A 17,778-nucleotide genomic window follows, 5' to 3' on the forward strand; every position below is an offset into this window, starting at 1 on the left:
AAATTATGAATAGTATTTATGTGCAGTACTATTCATTCAATAAACTATATTTAGACTTTTGACATTCAAATCATTTTTATGTAATGAGCTAATCCTTGACTTTCTTATACAGTACCAAAAGAGACAATACATTTGGCATTATCATAAAAGCATTGACTAAATCAGAAAATTCCCACACAAATTCCAAGGATAATATAGAACCGATAAAAATCATAATGATATAGCATATACGATAGGTTTCAATACCACTTTTTCCGAATAAATAATCCACTGCTTTTTCACCAAAATAGGACCACCCAATGAGTGTGGCCACCGCAAAAGCGATAATAGAAATACCCAGCATAGTTTCGCCTACGACTGGAATTTGCTTAAAAGCGGCTGTAGTTAATTCTCCAGAAGAAAGCCCTTCTACGGATTGGGGATTTCGAAGCATATTTGTTACTATGACCAGTCCGGTAATAGCACACATTATAACGGTATCCCAAAAAGTTGCACTCATAGATATCAGTGCCTGGTCTTTCGGACTTTTTGTTTTTCCGCTTGCAGCTGCAATAGCAGCGGTACCAAGGCCGGCTTCGTTGGTAAATAATCCTCTGGCAATACCATAGCGGGCAGCTGTTTTAATGGTGCTGCCAATAAAACCTCCCATAATTGCCTGGGGAAGAAAAGCGGAACGCAGGATAAGAGTAAAAGCTGGCAATATGTAGTCCAGATTCATAAGAAGCAATATAATACAGGCAAGGATATAAAACCCACCCATTGCAGGAACTAAACGCATACAAATCTTCCCTATGGATTGAATGCCGCCAAGTATAACTAATCCCGTTACGAAGGCAGTGAGAAATCCGGTTATGTAAGGAGATATTCCCCAAAGATGTGCGGCTGTTTCCGTAACGGCATTGGATTGTGTGGAGCAGCCTACTCCATAGGAAGCTAAAAGCGTTAAAAAACAAAATAAAACTGCTAAACCTTTGGAATGAAGACCATATTCTAAAGTATACATAGGCCCCCCAAGATAGGTTCCGTCTTTTGTTTTCTTACGGTATAAGACACCAAGATAACATTCTGCATAGGTAGTTGCCATTCCAAATACACCGGTTAACCAGCACCAAAAAATAGCACCGGGTCCTCCAAGTGCCACTGCAGTTGAGACACCTATAATATTACCAGTTCCAAGGGTAGCTGCCAAGGTGGTGGTAAGAGTGGCAAAACTGCTGGTATCACCTTCCCCGGATTGTGAAGGGGCTATGGATAGTTTAATGGCCTTACCTATATTTTTTTGAATAAATTTTAAATAAAAAGTAAAGAAAAGATGAGTGCCAAAAAGCAGAATTAACATTGGCCAGCTCCAAATAACGCTATTTATATTTTTAATAATATTAAATAATTGACTCATAATAACCTCAATTCCGGTGCTCCAACACCATTTAATTACGACAGTAGCCAACTACTCCTTAGGAAAAGCAATTACTATAATATATGTAAGAGGTAAAATGATTAGTATCCCTATAAATTTTTGAAACCTTTTCTCTCTTTTAAAAAGAGCTATTTATGGGAACTATAAGTTATACTAAAAATTTTAGAAAGTAAATTTTTCAATTCCACAACTTACCATCAATATTTTATAATAAAATCTATAATCACTGCTAACAATATCATTAAGATAATTGATTTACATCATTTATCTAAAATAAAAAGATAAAAGTTGAAATCACTCAACAAATATCTTCAACTAATTAACAAATCACGGAGGTGAATTATATGGCAAGTAATAGGACAGGTTCTAACAGAACAGAAGTACCTCAAGCTAGAGAAGCTCTTAACAGATTCAAGATGGAAGTTGCTGGTGAAATTGGTGTTCCTTTAAAACAAGGTTACAACGGTGACTTAACAAGTTATCAGAATGGTTCTGTTGGTGGAGAAATGGTTAGACGTATGATTCAACGTCAAGAAGAATCAATGTCTGGAACAACAGCATCTGCTGGCACAGGAAGTGCTCCAGCTGCAGGCTTAGGACAACCAGGTGGACCACAAGCAGGTTCAACAGGTCAATCTCAAGGATTCTAATCAAATTGAATAATGTAAAAAAGGCTAACTTTTGATTATGAAACAGATGCTTCATAACCGGTAAAAAGATAGTCAGAATAAAACATCATCTAGTATATATGATGAAGTAAGGGAGTTACATCTGTTACATGAAATCGTACATATGAGATGATGTTTTTTTTGTAAGTAAAGCACTTTTTAATTGCCGTTACATAATTTAAGTATAGAATAACAACAACATTGGAACTAAAAAGTTGCAGCCAGGTTTATATTATGTTACAATTTAACGGGAAAATAACCGCGGAGCTTTGCGGTATGAATATAAAAAGGAGTCATATTTATGGGAAAATATTTTGGAACAGATGGATTTAGAGGAGAAGCAAATGTTGAACTCACTGTAGAACATGCCTATAAGGTAGGAAGATTCTTAGGGTATTACTACGGCAAAGACCATAAGGCCAATATTGTAATTGGTAAAGACACTAGAAGATCAAGTTACATGTTTGAATATTCTTTGGTGGCTGGATTAACTGCAAGCGGCGCAGATGTTTACCTATTACATGTTACCACTACTCCCAGCGTTTCTTATGTAGTACGAAGTGAGAATTTTGATTGTGGAATCATGATATCTGCCAGCCATAATCCATACTATGACAACGGTATTAAGATAATTAACGGAAATGGCTTTAAATTAGAGCCGGAAGTGGAAAGTTTAATTGAAGAATACATAGATAGTGAAAGTGATAATATACCTTTTGCTACAAAAGAGAATATAGGTAAGACCACTGATTACGCTATGGGTAGAAATCGGTACATTGGATACTTAATTTCTTTGGCCACCAGATCTTTTAAACAGGTAAAAGTTGGCCTGGATTGTGCCAATGGTTCTGCCTCCACTATAGCTAAAGGTGTATTCGATGCGTTGGGAGCAAAAACCTTTACTATTCATAACGAACCAAATGGTCTTAATATTAATACAAACTGCGGTTCAACACATATTGAAAATTTACAAAAGTATGTGGTGGACAATGGTCTGGATGTTGGATTTGCATATGATGGGGATGCTGACCGCTGTTTAGCCATAGATGAAAAGGGTAATATTATAGATGGCGATTTAATACTATATATTTGCGGACGCTATATGAAAGAACGAGGGGAATTAAATAACAATACCATTGTAACTACAATTATGTCCAATATCGGTTTATATAAAGCTTTGGATGAACTGGGGATTTCTTATGAAAGAACGGCTGTAGGTGATAAATATGTATTTGAGAATATGATGGCCAACAATCATTCCATTGGTGGTGAACAATCCGGTCATGTAATTTTTAGCAAGCATGCAACTACCGGTGACGGGATTTTAACTTCTTTAAAGATTATGGAAGTAATGCTGGAGAAGAAGTCAAAATTATCCGATATTGTGAAAGAAGTAACTATTTATCCGCAGCTTTTGGTAAATGTTAGAGTTAAGAATAAAAAGGATGCGAAAGAAGACCCCAAGGTAGCAGAGATAATTGAAAAGGTTGCCGATGAGCTTGGGGACAATGGGAGAATCCTTGTTAGGGAAAGCGGGACGGAACCGGTACTTCGAGTAATGGTGGAAGCCAAGACAGATGAAATGTGCAAAAAATATGTGGATATGGTTGTCGGTGTTATTGATAATCAGGGACATACTTTATGTTAATAAAAAAATAGCGTTATAAAAATAGTAAACTATAAAAGTTTAAACATATAAATAGGAAATGTATAAAAATAGCAATAAAAGAACAGCGGTAATAACATAATAAATTCTTAAGAATAAGAAGAAAAATATTTATGGTATTTACAGAATTCCTATGTTATAATATACTAATGTCAAAACTCAGAATGGGAAATTGTCAGTTTTAATCTGCAAATTTTGTTAATAATAAATTATTAGTATAACAAATTATTATAATAATAAATTATTTCATAAGTAGAAGGTAAGTTGTGCATACAGTGGATTATATTGACGTTAAAATTACAGGGATCGTATAAGAGATACGCTTCACATATTTAAGGAGGAAATATTAAATGAGTTTACAAGTAGAGAATTTGGAAAAGAATATGGTTAAATTTACCATAGAATCAAGTGCAGAGGAGTTTGAAGCTGCATTAGAGAAGGCCTATCAGAAAAATAAAGGAAAGATGAATGTACAAGGTTTCCGTAAAGGAAAAGCACCTCGTGCAATTATTGAAAAAATGTATGGAGCAGGTATCTTTTATGAAGATGCAGCGAATATTATTATACCAGATGCTTATGAAAAAGCAGCAGAAGAAAGTAAATTAGATATTGTATCAAGACCTGAAATCGATGTTGTTCAAATTGAAAAAGGCAAGTCATTTATTTTTACTGCTGAAGTGGCTGTAAAACCAGAAGTTACCTTAGGACAATACAAAGGCATTGAAGTGGAGAAAAAATCTGTAGAAGCAACAGAAGATGAAATCAATGCAGAATTAGATAAAGTAAGAGAACAAAACTCCAGAACAATTACAGTAGATGACAGAGCTGTTCAAAGCGGAGATATAGCTGTAATAGATTATGAAGGATTTGTAGATGGTACTCCATTTGAAGGAGGAAAAGGTGAAAATTATTCCTTAACAATAGGTTCTCATTCCTTTATTGATACATTCGAAGACCAATTAATCGGTAAGAACATTGGTGAAGAAGTAGAAGTAAATGTAACATTCCCTGCAGAATATCATGCTGCGGAATTAGCAAGCAAACCTGCTTTATTTAAAGTTACCATTAAAGAAATCAAAGTAAAAGAATTACCGGAATTAGACGACGATTTTGCACAGGATGTATCTGAATTTGATACTTTAGCTGATTACAAAGAAGATATTAAGAAACATATTCTGGAAAGAAAAGAAAAAGATGCTAAGAGGGCAAAAGAAGATGCTGTAGTTGAAAAAATTATCGAGAATGCAACTATGGAAATTCCTGATGCTATGATTGAAACACAGACAAGACAAATGGCAGATGAATTTGCACAAAGACTACAAATGCAAGGTTTAACAGTAGAACAATATTTCCAATTTACAGGAATGAATGTTCAAAAGTTATTAGAAGAAATGAAGCCTCAGGCTATACAACGTATTAAGACCAGATTAGTATTAGAAGCTATCGTAAAAGCTGAAAACATTACTATTTCTGATGAAGAGTTAGAAAAAGAAATAACAAACATGGCTTCTTCTTATCAAATGGAAGTTGATAAATTAAAGGAATTAATTTCTGATAGAGAAAAAGAACAAATCTCATTAGATTTAGCAGTACAAAAAGCTGTTGATGTAGTTTATGAAGCAGCAGTTGATACAGAAGCAAAATAATATCCCAAAATTAAAATAATTTGTAAACTATTCAGTACACTAGAGAAAACCCAAGGACTCTCCAGTTAGCCAGCTCAACAGCTTGTTTTTGAAAGCTGTGTGCTTCGGTCATAAGAAACCTTGTGACTGAATAGTAATTCTTAATAAAGGAGGAATTTCTATGAGTTTAGTACCATATGTCATTGAACAAACCAGCAGAGGCGAAAGATCCTATGATATTTATTCCAGATTATTAAAGGATAGAATCATTTTCTTAGGTGAAGAAGTAACCGATGTATCTGCAAGTGTTATAGTAGCTCAGTTATTGTTCCTAGAGTCAGAAGATCCAGGTAAGGATATTAATCTGTATATCAATAGCCCAGGTGGTTCTGTTACCGCCGGTATGGCAATTTATGATACCATGAGATATATTAAGTGTGATGTTTCAACTATTTGTATAGGTATGGCTGCTAGTATGGGCGCATTTCTTTTAGCAGGCGGTACAAAGGGTAAGAGATTTGCACTTCCTAACGCTGAAGTTATGATTCATCAGCCATCAGGTGGGGCCAAAGGACAGGCAACGGATATTAAAATTGTTGCTGAGAACATTTTAAGAACAAAACAAAAATTAAACGAAATTCTTGCTGCTAATACAGGAAAGCCACTTGACGTGATTGAAATTGATACAGAAAGAGATCACTATATGACAGCTGAGGAAGCAAAAGAATATGGAATCATTGATAGTGTAATTATTAGCGGATAAAGGACATTCGGCTAAGCTACATGAGATTGAGCTTAGCCGAATGTTTTTAGCCTGAATTTAGGACTAATGAAGTGAGGTGAAAATAGTGGCTAACAAGACGGATGAGAGAAAACAGTTAAGATGCTCATTCTGTAATAAAAATCAGGATCAGGTCAGAAAGTTAATAGCTGGTCCTAATAATGTATATATTTGCGATGAATGTATAGAGATATGTTCTGAAATTGTAGAGGAAGAGTTTGATGATACAGTAGCGGATACCGATATTAATCTGCTAAAGCCAGCCGAAATCAAAAGCTTTCTTGACCAATATGTAATCGGACAAGAAGAAGCGAAAAAGGTATTAGCGGTATCTGTATACAATCATTATAAAAGAGTGCTTGCCGGTAGGGATTTAGATGTAGAGCTGCAAAAAAGTAATATTCTTATGGTTGGGCCTACTGGTTCCGGTAAAACTTATCTGGCTCAAACCCTGGCAAAACTACTGAATGTACCTTTTGCCATTGCCGATGCTACAGCATTAACAGAAGCAGGTTATGTAGGCGAAGACGTTGAAAATATCCTGTTAAAGCTGATTCAAGCAGCAGATTATGACATTGAAAGAGCAGAATATGGTATTATTTATATAGACGAGATAGATAAAATAACAAGAAAGTCTGAAAACACCTCTATTACCAGAGATGTTTCCGGTGAAGGTGTACAGCAGGCTTTACTTAAGATACTAGAAGGAACAGCGGCTTCTGTACCGCCACAAGGTGGAAGAAAACATCCCCATCAGGAATTTATACAAATTAACACTACCAATATATTATTTATTTGCGGCGGTGCCTTTGATGGATTGGAGAAGATTATTGAATCCAGAATTGGAAATAAGTCCATTGGATTTAATGCTGTTATTTCTGAAAAAGGAAAGCATAATGTTGGAGAGTTATTCAGACAGGCAATGCCTCAGGACTTTGTAAAATTCGGTTTAATACCTGAATTTGTTGGTCGTGTTCCTGTATGCGTAGCTTTGGATTTATTGGATGAAGAAGCATTGGTTCGTATTCTTACAGAACCTAAGAATGCAATTGTTAAGCAGTATAAAAAGCTGTTTGAATTAGATGGCGTAGAACTTGAATTCGATCAGGAAGCAATTCGTGCCATTGCGAAACGTTCCATTGAAAGAAAGACAGGGGCCAGAGGATTAAGAGCTATTATGGAATCGGTTATGATGGATACCATGTATAGGGTACCTTCCGATACAAAAATCTTAAAATGTATTATTACCAAAGATGCTGCGGAAGGTAATAGTGATCCTACATTAATTAATGCAGAAGACGATTTGCCAAGAAAGCAGATGACAAAACGTATATCAAAAAAGAGTAATAACGAAATAGCTTAAGTCTGTAAAATGAGGCTGTCTTAAAATACCTTTATTGTTTCAATTTAATTTCACGAGATATAAGTGAAACTTCGTGAAATAAGTAGAATTAAAGAGGAGGCATTTTGAGGCAGCCCCATTTTTAAAATACCAAATTAAATGGTGCTAAAGCACCGGAATTAAGGTTAATATGGAAAGCAAGGTGTTAACATGAGTGAGTATGAAAGAAAAATTCCTGTGGTAGCTTTAAGAGGAATGGCAGTACTTCCGGGTATGTTAATTCATTTTGATATAAATCGCCCCAAATCCATAGAGGCAGTAGAGAGTGCTATGGATAACAACCAAATGGTGTTACTTTTAACCCAGCGAGATCCGGATGTAGAAGAGCCGGAGCAAAAAGATTTATATGAAATTGGTACATTAGCACAAATTAAGCAATTAATTAAATTACCTGGAGATATATTAAGAGTCCTGGTTTCAGGAACAGAAAGAGCTAAGCTGGAAAGTCTGGAACCAGACAGTACTTATTTAGTGGGCGAAATTCAGTTGCTGGAAGATAAGACTAAGATACAATTATCTCCTCTGGAGCAAGAGGCCATGCTTCGAGGTCTAAAAGATATATTTGAGCTTTATTCCATAGAGAATACCAGAATCGGGAAAGAAGTAGTAAAGCAAATTCTGAATGCAAAAGAGCTTCAGGAAATGATTGATTTAATTGGAATTAATATACCTCTTAGCGTAGAAGGTAAGCAGATATTAATTGAAGCTGTAAATTTAGTTGACAGATATGAAAAATTAATGGTAATGATTTCAGAAGAGATTGAAATCCTAAGAATTAAGAAAGATTTACAAGCAAAGGTTAAAGAAAAAGTAGATAAAAATCAAAAAGATTATATTCTACGGGAACAATTAAAAGTAATTCGTGAAGAACTTGGAGAAAGTAATACTGTTTCTGATGCTGAGAATTTTATGGCAGCCGTGGAGAAACTGAAGGCAAAAAAAGAAGTAAAAGAAAAAATCATCAACGAAATTAACCGCTATAAGAATATGCCGGGCAATTCCTCAGAAAGTGCTGTAGTAAGAGGCTATATAGAGACTTTATTGGCTCTTCCCTGGGATAAAACCAGCAAGGATAATTTAGACATTAATCATGGGGAGAAAATCTTGAATGAAGATCACTACGGACTGGAAAAAGTAAAAGAAAGAATTTTAGAATTTCTTTCTGTAAGATCTTTAACCAAAAAGGGCGATAGTCCAATCCTGTGTTTAGTGGGGCCGCCGGGTACCGGTAAAACCTCCATAGCCAGATCAGTGGCAAAGGCTTTGAATAAAGAATATGTTCGAATCAGCCTTGGAGGTGTGAGAGACGAGGCGGAAATTCGCGGACACAGAAGGACCTATGTTGGTGCATTGCCAGGAAGAATTGTATCTGGTCTAAAAAGTGCCGGTGTAAAGAATCCTCTATACCTATTAGACGAAATTGATAAAGTAAGCAGTGACTATAAAGGAGATACTTCTTCTGCACTTTTAGAGGTACTGGATGGGGAACAAAATAATAAGTTTGTGGACCATTATGTAGAAATTCCTGTAGATTTATCCGAAATATTATTCATTGCCACCGCTAATACAGTACAAACTATACCAAGGCCATTGCTGGATAGAATGGAACTGATTGAAGTAACCAGCTATACGGAGAATGAAAAACTTCATATAGCAAAAGAACATTTAATAAGAAAGGTTATGGAGAAAAATGGTTTAAAAGAAAAACAATTAACCATTTCCGATCATGCATTAAAAGGGATAATATCCGGTTATACAAAAGAAGCAGGTGTTCGTAACCTGGAAAGAAAGTTAAGTGAAATATGCAGAAAAGCTGCAAAAGAACTGGTTAGCAAAAAGAAAGTACAAGTTAAAATTACAGAAAAGAATTTGGTGAAATATTTAGGCAAGGAAAAATATACACATCAAATGGCCAATGAGAAAAATGAAATTGGTATAGTTAGAGGTCTTGCGTGGACAAGTTTTGGCGGGGATACACTGCAAATTGAAGTGAATGTTATGCCGGGTAAAGGTAAATTCGAATTAACAGGTCAATTAGGGGATGTTATGAAAGAATCTGCTAAAGCAGGTATTAGTTATATTCGCTCAGTTAGTGAACAATATGGTATAGAAGTAGAATATTTTGAGAAACATGATATTCATATTCATATACCGGAAGGTGCAGTGCCAAAAGATGGTCCTTCTGCCGGAATTACTATGGCAACAGCAATGATGTCGGCTGTTCTAAAAAGACCGGTTCGGGCAGACATAGCCATGACTGGTGAGATTACTCTAAGAGGAAGAGTACTTCCAATTGGTGGATTAAAAGAAAAAATATTGGCTGCAAAAGCAGCGAAAATCAAACTGGTACTGGTACCGGAACAGAACAAAAAAGATGTAGAAGAAATATCCTCGGAGATTTTGGATGGAATTGCTATACAGTACGTAGATACTATGGAGGAAGTTCTTTCCTTTTCACTTGTTCCGGAGGAAAAATAGTTTTGGATCAGCACCTTGTGTAAATACGTGAGCAGGATAGGAGAGAAATATGGTTGTAAAAAGTGTAAATTTAGAAACTGTATGCGGAATTACGAGTACATTACCACAAAATGATAAAATAGAAATTGCATTTGCTGGAAAATCCAACGTTGGTAAGTCATCTCTCATTAACGCTTTAATGAATCGTAAGGCATATGCAAGAACGTCATCACAACCAGGTAAAACTCAAACTATTAATTTTTATAATATCAATGACGAATTATACTTTGTAGATCTTCCTGGCTATGGTTATGCAAAGGTTGCAGAAGCTTTAAAAGAAAAATGGGGTAAAATGATTGAACGTTATCTAAAAACATCAAAGCAATTAAAGATTATTTTTTTGTTAATAGACATTCGTCATGAACCTTCTGTAAATGATCGTAATATGTATGAGTGGATAGTTTATAACGGATTTGAACCTGTTATTATTGCTACAAAGCTGGATAAAATTAACCGCAGCCAGAAAGATAAACAGATTAAACTGATTCGGGAAGGGTTAAATGCAAAACCTGGTACTAGAATTATTCCATTTTCATCATTGTCTAAACAAGGCAGAGATGAAATATGGGAATGTATTGAAGAAATAATGGAAGTGTAAATAATTGCTAAACTAATAATCTACTTAAAGACTTAAACAAAAGCAATTTTAAGAATATAAGATATTACCTTCGGAGAAAATAATTAAGAACTCATTGTTTCCTAATTTTTTAGAAAGGTGGTATATTATGACTAAAAGAAGTAATGACGATAATAGGTGCATTGAAAATGAACGTAGAATTGACCATCTTAGAAATATAGTGGAAAAACAAACTCGTTCAGAACGTCATTTAGAAGAACACTCTGATATATCCAAATCTTCTGAAAATATAGCTCATGTAAAAGATATTCAAAGAGAACGGGAAAATGAAATTCAAAACCTAAAGGATATTATTGCCCATGGTGAAAATCATACAAATGATCAATTAGAGAATACAAAAAAACGTTTGAAATATACGGAAGGTTATTTAAACCATAATGCAGATCAAATGGATGATGAAACATTAGAAAGTACAAAACGTAAACAGGAGCACAGAAGAGAACAGGTTGATCAATTAAAGTAAAAAAACAGTGCAGGTATCAATTACCTGCACTGTTTTTTGATTTAAACACCATCTATTTACTCATCATCTTCTTTTAATAAAGTTGAGACTACAAAAGCATATATTTTTTGGCTTTCTGTCCTCCAATTATTACAGAGTTTTGAAGCTTCTTCTTTCGTAGGCACGGATATACTTAAGTCGATAATGGGTTCTTCCTTTTCCAATACACGGAGTCGAGCCATGTATTCTCCTTTTTTTGCCTCAAAGTATTCTGCAAGAATAGATGTTTCGTTTCTTAGTGAATACTGATTTTCTTTTAAGTACTCTATGATTTCTTCTTGAATTACGGAAGAAATCATATTATCAAAGAAAGACAAGGTTTCTCTGCCTTCATTATTAATCTTATAATATGAATTATGCCCGATGGTTTCCATGTTTATGAACTCAGCCTCGATTAATTCGGAGATAGACTGTTGAACATTAAAGTAGTTGGTATACCCTTTTTCTAATATAAAGTTTGATATTTGTGAATTGGTTAAAGGAAAATCTACTTTATCCAGAAGAAATAATATAATCAATTTATATAATGTAAAAGCATCTGATTCCATTCAATAACCTCGATTCCGGTGCTTTAGCACCATATAATAATGGTAGCGATTTGTGCCACCGCACAAACTGCCGGTTGAAAAATATTGTTTTTCCCTATATGACATCCCAGCATTTACCCTGCCAGGTCTTTCTTATTTTAAACTCTTTATGAATTCTATTCAAGACTAACTTTTTATTGGAACTCCATAATGGGGCAATTAATAAACTCTTAGGTCCATCTCCTGTTAATCTATGAATGACCATATCTTTTGGAAGCATCTCAATACAGGATATCAGAATATCCATGTATTCTTCAAGAGAAAGTACATGAAAAGAGTATTTTGCCAAATCCGTGTTTTTTAGCACATGGAGTAATTGCAGTTTTATTCCCTGAATAGGCATTCCTTTTTTGTGAAAGGAGGTAATGTAGGATATGGTCTCTAACATATCAGAAAAACTTTCTCCGGGCAAGCCAAGTATAATATGAACAACCACGGTTACATTTATTTGATGCAGATTTTTAACAGCTTCTTCAAAACAGGAAAGAGAATAGCCTCTCCTTATAAGCTGAGAGGTTTTCTCATGACAAGTTTGTAAACCAAGTTCAATCCATACCGGTTTTATTTTATTTAAATCTGCCAGCAGAGCAATTACGTCATCTGCAAGGCAATCCGGACGGGTTGCTATGGATAAAGCTGCAATGTCCGGATGAGATATGGCCTCTGTAAATATATTGCGCAGATGAGATATTTCACCATAAGTGTTAGTGTATGCCTGAAAATAAGCGATATATTTTTCAGTGATATCTTTTCCATTTATTTTACCTTTCACCAGCTTTTTTGCTTCTTCTATCTGATTGGTAACGGATAGTTCTGGAGAAGCAGCAAAATCCCCGGAACCGCCTAAGCTGCAGAAGATACATCCTGATGTTCCCAAAGTCCCGTCACGATTAGGACAGGTCATGCCCCCATTAAGAGACAGTTTGTACACCTTTTGTCCAAATTCTTGTTTTAGATAATAATTGAGGGAATAATAAGGCTTATCTCCCCAAACTTGTATGTCAGTCAAAAAAATTCTCCTTAATAATGGTAATGATTGCTTGGTTTATTCTGAAATATGAGACTTTACAGCATTGCATACCGCGTTGCATACTCTTGGATCAAATGGCTGGGGCATAATATTATCTGCATTAAGCTCACTATCGTCTATTAATCCTGCAATAGCTTGCGCAGCAGCCAGCTTCATTTCTTCCGTAATTTGTGCTGCCCGCCCTTCTAATGCTCCTTTAAATATTCCCGGAAAGGCAAGTACATTATTTACCTGATTAGGAAAATCGGAACGTCCGGTACCTACAACTTTAGCTCCAGCTTCCTTTGCCAGGTCAGGCATAATTTCCGGTACAGGGTTTGCCATAGCAAATAAAATGGAATCGTTATTCATAGAAGCTACCATTTCTTTGGTAAGAATATTTGGAGCAGATACTCCGATGAATATATCGGTACCTTTTAATGCATCAGCTAATGTACCTTGTTTACCCGGCAGATTGGTTACCTCCATCATTTGCCTCTGCATCCAGTTCAGATCAGGAGCAGACTTAGATAAGATACCTGTTTTATCACATAAAGTTACATCAGTGAATCCGTAATTTAATAACAATTTGGCTATGGCAATTCCAGCAGAACCGGCACCATTAACCACAACCTTACAATTTTCTTTTTGTTTTCCCGTTACTTTTAAACTGTTAATAACACCTGCTAAAACAACAATGGCAGTACCGTGCTGATCGTCATGGAATACAGGAATATTTAATAGTTCTTTTAAGCGTTCCTCAATTTCAAAGCAGCGGGGAGCTGCAATGTCTTCCAGGTTAATACCTCCAAAGGCAGGTGCAATATTAACAATGGTTTTAATGATTTCTTCGGTGTCTTGAGTATCCAGACATATTGGAAATGCATTAACTCCTGCAAATTCTTTGAACAATACCGCTTTTCCTTCCATAACCGGCATGGCAGCCAGGGGGCCGATATTACCCAACCCTAAAACCGCGCTTCCATCAGAAACAACTGCCACAGTATTGGATTTTATTGTATACCGGTAAGCTGCATCGGGATTCTTATTTATTACTTTACAAGGTTCTGCTACTCCCGGGGTATAGGCTAAAGCAAGATCTTCTTTGGAATTAACAGAACATTTTGAAGTGGTTTCAATTTTTCCCTTCCATTTTTCGTGTAACAATAATGACTGGTCGTTTAAATTCATAGTGTTATACCATCCATTCCTTTCTGTATCAGTATGTTGCTTAGTTTTTTATTTCTTTCCGTTTTTGATAATAATACCACTAGAAATCAGGTAAAACAAGTCTGCTCACCATAAATATTCCAAAATTTTTAATTCTTTGGTCCTATTTTAATCTAATTTTAAAAAAAGCCTTTTTTTTCAAATAGAATAGGTGTATAATAAGTAAAAGTTTATTTGATTATTCAATACTGCTTATTTCATTAGAGTCGTCTTATCTTAATCGTAATTACTCCCAATTGATACTGTAAAAATAGCTTAATAATGTTTATAGGAATAAAAGTTATTAAAGACCTTATTAAAGGAGCGTGTACATGGAAACAAATTTGAACGCAATGTCTCTAGCTGAGCTTAGAGCGTTGGCAAAGAATAAAGGAATTAAAGGAATAACCGCATTGAGAAAACAGGAACTGATTGATGCTTTAAAAGAAAATGATGATAATGGGATGACGATGGACGAAGTAATAAGAACACAAGATAATACCGTGGAAGGAGCAATAAGGACACAAAATACTGTGGAAGAAGCAATAAGGACACAAGATAATACGGTGGAAGAACATAATAAGCAGGATATGCAAGGTCAAGATATTGGACAACAGGATTCGGATTTTAGAAAAAATAAAGTACAAAATGATGCTAGAAAACTCAATGCATCCTCAGAAGCAGAACAATTGGACAGTGGAGAGACCAAAGAGGGTATATTAGAAATCATGCCGGATGGATTTGGATTTATCCGCTGTGATAATTACTTGCCCGGTGAGAACGATGTTTATGTGTCACCTGCACAAATCAGAAGATTTGGATTAAAAACCGGTGATATTGTTGCAGGTAATACAAGGATCAAAAGCCAGAATGAAAAATTCAGTGCACTACTGTTTGTTAAGAGTGTCAATGGCTTTCATCCTTCCGAAGCTCAAAGAAGGAAAAGGTTTGAAGATCTAACACCTGTTTTCCCAAATGATAGAATTCATTTAGAAACCCCCGGTGCAAGTGTTGCCATGAGAATGGTGGATTTAATTTCACCTATTGGAAAGGGCCAAAGAGGTATGATTGTATCTCAGCCTAAGACCGGTAAAACTACTTTATTAAAGCAAATCGCAAAGGCTATTACCAAGAATCATCCGGAAATGAATCTTATTATATTATTAATTGATGAACGGCCGGAAGAAGTAACAGATATTAAGGAATCCATCGAAGGTAAGAATGTAGAAGTAATTTATTCTACTTTTGATGAGCTTCCGGATAATCATAAACGTGTTTCCGAAATGGTAATTGAACGTGCCAAAAGACTGGTCGAGCATAAAAAGGATGTTATTATTCTGTTAGACAGTATTACACGACTGGCAAGAGCTTATAATTTAACGGTACAAGCCAGCGGAAGAACATTATCTGGTGGTTTGGATCCTGCTGCTCTTCATATGCCGAAACGTATCTTTGGTGCGGCAAGGAATATGCGTGAAGGGGGAAGTCTTACTGTTCTTGCAACTGCCTTAGTGGATACAGGAAGCAGAATGGACGATGTAATTTTTGAAGAATTTAAGGGAACCGGTAACATGGAACTGGTATTAGACAGAAGCTTATCAGAGAAACGAATATTCCCGGCCATTGATTTACCAAAGTCCAGTACCAGAAGAGAAGATTTATTATTGAACCAGTCGGAATTAGAGGCTACTTATTTAATGCGTAAAGCTTTAAATGGTCTAAAATCCGATGAAGCGGCAGAGAGAATAATAGAAATGTTCTTAAGAACTAAGAGTAATGCAGAATTTATTGAAATGATAAAAAAGACAAAAATTGTGTTTTAGGTATTGCATAAACGAACAACCTATGCTATAATTAAAAAGCTGTTTATTTGAAATGATTAGTTTGACAAAAGTCAACTTTAAACATTAGTATAGTTGCAAAGAGGTGAAAGTAATGAAAGAAGGAATACATCCAAATTATCATCAGGCAAAAGTTACATGTAACTGTGGTAACGAATTCGTAACTGGTTCAACAAAGAGTGAAATCCACGTAGAAATATGTTCTAAATGCCATTCATTCTACACAGGTCAGCAGAAAGCAGCTGCTGCTCGCGGAGCTATTGATAAGTTCAATCGTAGATATGGCCTTAGTCAAAACAAATAGAAAGACAGAAACATATCAAATGTTAAAAACAGGTTGAGGTTGGAGAATCTCAGCCTATTTTTAAATTAGCAGAGGTCTTTCTTTTTGAAAAAATAGATGTCCTTCTGCTTTTGGTTAATAAACATAAGATAGATAGCATTTTTAGAGAGGATGTGGGGTATATGAAACCATCAGGAATAGGTGGACAAGCAGTTATTGAAGGCGTAATGATGAAAAACAAAGATGAATATGCCATTGCTGTCAGAAAACCCAATAAGGAAATTGTAATTGAAAAAAGTACCTTTGTAAGTGCAGCAGAAAAATATAAAATATTTAAGCTTCCGATCTTTCGAGGAATGTTATCTTTCGTGGAGTCCATGATTATTGGCAGCAGAACTTTAACTTTTTCTGCAAGTTTTTTTGAAGAAGAGGAAGAAGTAAAACCAAGCAGGATGGAGAAAGCATTTTCAAAGATTTTTAAAGAAAAAGCGGAAAGTGTTATTATGGGAATTACTATGCTTGTTTCTGTAATATTAGCCATTGGAATATTTATTCTTCTTCCTGGTTTTATAGCCGGTTTATTAACCGAAGTGGTTCAGTCCAGAGTGCTGTTAACGATTATTGAAGGCTGTATCCGTATTTTGTTATTTGTGTCTTATGTAGCAGCCATATCTCAAATTAAGGATATTAAACGTATGTTTATGTATCACGGTGCTGAACATAAGACTATTAACTGTATTGAACGGGGGTATGAGTTAACAGTTGAAAATGTAAAACGGCAGTCCAGAGAGCATAAGAGATGCGGTACCAGTTTTATGTTCATTGTAATGTTTGTCAGCATTATATTCTTTATCTTTATACGTGTTGAGCAACAATGGCTCCGTTATGTGATCAGGGTATTATTAATACCTGTGATTGCTGGTGTTTCTTATGAATTTATCCGGTTGGCGGGAAGAAATGAATCAAAAATTGTTAACATACTAAGCAGGCCGGGTATGTGGCTTCAGGCCCTTACAACGAAAGAACCGGACAATGACATGATTGAAGTTGCCATTCAATCTGTAGAAGCGGTATTTGATTGGAAGGAATTTCTGAATACTAATAAAGCAAAAACCTCTAGAAATAAATCAGCGAGAAAAACTGTGAAAAATTCCAAGACAAACAATGGAAATGAAAATAGTAAATTAAATGATAATAGTTCAAAAGAAAATAATAAAATAAATCAAAATAAAAACATAAATAATATGAAAATAGAAGAAACTGCGGAAGAAATTATTGCTAAAAAAGAGAGTTTAAAAGCAAAATCTAAGGTAGTTGCGGATAGTACTTTACAACATCTGGAAGCGGATAAACGTAATGATATTGAGGAGCAGAATAATCAAAAGAAAGACGACTTAAGTAAAGACAATAAACACAGAAGTGAAAAACATAAAAAATCAGGCAACAATAATTCCAAAAGTAGTGAAGGTCTAAAAGCTTCTGATAAAAAGCATCCGGTGGATGAAGAGACAGCAGCTGCTATTGGAGAACTGAAAGGAAATCCTTATATTGATGAGGAAGAAGACGACGAGATATTAAGGGCGTTGGACCGTTATCTTTTCATTAATGAGAAAAGCAAAGAAGAGGAATGATAT

Annotated in this window: 14 protein-coding genes and 1 pseudogene; 11 read left to right on the forward strand and 4 right to left on the reverse strand. The window is 35.3% G+C overall.

The features are described 5' to 3' along the window. Nucleotides 1–88: 88 nt before the first annotated feature. Nucleotides 89–1,396 (reverse strand): alanine/glycine:cation symporter family protein, encoded by a 1,308-nt coding sequence (locus tag BM183_RS13355; protein ID WP_091687372.1) that lies wholly within the window; start codon nt 1,394–1,396, stop codon nt 89–91. A gap of 365 nt (nt 1,397–1,761) precedes the next feature. Between BM183_RS13355 and BM183_RS13360 the strand changes: the two are divergent. The 8 genes and pseudogenes from BM183_RS13360 to BM183_RS13395 form a co-directional block, all read left to right on the forward strand. Continuing rightward, a pseudogene (locus BM183_RS13360) lies at nt 1,762–1,968 on the forward strand (small, acid-soluble spore protein, alpha/beta type); the annotation flags it as partial. 418 nt (nt 1,969–2,386) lie between these two features. Then, complete coding sequence (gene glmM / locus BM183_RS13365) at nt 2,387–3,733, forward strand: phosphoglucosamine mutase (RefSeq protein WP_091687374.1); 1,347 nt, start codon at nt 2,387–2,389, stop codon at nt 3,731–3,733. A gap of 368 nt (nt 3,734–4,101) precedes the next feature. Further along, nucleotides 4,102–5,397 (forward strand): trigger factor, encoded by a 1,296-nt coding sequence (gene tig / locus BM183_RS13370; RefSeq protein WP_091687375.1) that lies wholly within the window; start codon nt 4,102–4,104, stop codon nt 5,395–5,397. 160 nt (nt 5,398–5,557) lie between these two features. Beyond that, nucleotides 5,558–6,139, forward strand: a complete 582-nt coding sequence (gene clpP / locus BM183_RS13375) for an ATP-dependent Clp endopeptidase proteolytic subunit ClpP (RefSeq protein ID WP_091687376.1) — start codon at nt 5,558–5,560, stop codon at nt 6,137–6,139. Nucleotides 6,140–6,224: 85 nt separating this feature from the next. Next, entirely contained in the window at nt 6,225–7,520 is a 1,296-nt protein-coding gene (gene clpX / locus BM183_RS13380) for an ATP-dependent Clp protease ATP-binding subunit ClpX (protein WP_091687377.1), read from the forward strand. A gap of 189 nt (nt 7,521–7,709) precedes the next feature. Next, nucleotides 7,710–10,037: an endopeptidase La gene (gene lon, locus BM183_RS13385; RefSeq protein WP_091687378.1), complete on the forward strand. Its 2,328-nt coding sequence runs from the start codon at nt 7,710–7,712 to the stop codon at nt 10,035–10,037. 49 nt (nt 10,038–10,086) lie between these two features. Then, nucleotides 10,087–10,674 (forward strand): ribosome biogenesis GTP-binding protein YihA/YsxC, encoded by a 588-nt coding sequence (gene yihA / locus BM183_RS13390; protein WP_091687379.1) that lies wholly within the window; start codon nt 10,087–10,089, stop codon nt 10,672–10,674. Nucleotides 10,675–10,801: 127 nt separating this feature from the next. Further along, nucleotides 10,802–11,176 carry a hypothetical protein gene (locus tag BM183_RS13395; protein WP_091687380.1) on the forward strand — a complete coding sequence of 125 codons (375 nt, stop codon included), beginning with the start codon at nt 10,802–10,804 and terminating at the stop codon, nt 11,174–11,176. 56 nt (nt 11,177–11,232) lie between these two features. Here the strand turns inward: BM183_RS13395 and BM183_RS13400 are convergent, their stop codons facing one another. The 3 genes from BM183_RS13400 to BM183_RS13410 form a co-directional block, all read right to left on the reverse strand. Further along, complete coding sequence (locus BM183_RS13400) at nt 11,233–11,763, reverse strand: DUF4364 family protein (protein WP_091687381.1); 531 nt, start codon at nt 11,761–11,763, stop codon at nt 11,233–11,235. Nucleotides 11,764–11,857: 94 nt separating this feature from the next. Beyond that, nucleotides 11,858–12,802, reverse strand: coding sequence for a tRNA modification radical SAM protein MnmL/YtqA (gene mnmL, locus BM183_RS13405; RefSeq protein WP_091687417.1), 945 nt, complete (start codon nt 12,800–12,802; stop codon nt 11,858–11,860). A gap of 45 nt (nt 12,803–12,847) precedes the next feature. Further along, nucleotides 12,848–14,002, reverse strand: coding sequence for an NAD(P)-dependent malic enzyme (locus BM183_RS13410; protein ID WP_091687382.1), 1,155 nt, complete (start codon nt 14,000–14,002; stop codon nt 12,848–12,850). A gap of 350 nt (nt 14,003–14,352) precedes the next feature. On the opposite strand from BM183_RS13410, the gene rho reads away from it, so the two are divergent. From rho to BM183_RS13425, 3 genes are all read left to right on the forward strand, one after another. Then, nucleotides 14,353–15,843 (forward strand): transcription termination factor Rho, encoded by a 1,491-nt coding sequence (rho, locus tag BM183_RS13415; protein ID WP_091687383.1) that lies wholly within the window; start codon nt 14,353–14,355, stop codon nt 15,841–15,843. A gap of 112 nt (nt 15,844–15,955) precedes the next feature. After that, entirely contained in the window at nt 15,956–16,165 is a 210-nt protein-coding gene (rpmE, locus tag BM183_RS13420; protein ID WP_091687384.1) for a 50S ribosomal protein L31, read from the forward strand. Between the two features lie 161 nt (nt 16,166–16,326). Next, entirely contained in the window at nt 16,327–17,775 is a 1,449-nt protein-coding gene (locus BM183_RS13425; protein WP_091687385.1) for a DUF1385 domain-containing protein, read from the forward strand. Nucleotides 17,776–17,778 lie beyond the last annotated feature (3 nt).

It is taken from the genome of Anaerocolumna aminovalerica, from assembly GCF_900115365.1.
Lineage (GTDB): Bacteria > Bacillota > Clostridia > Lachnospirales > Lachnospiraceae > Anaerocolumna > Anaerocolumna aminovalerica.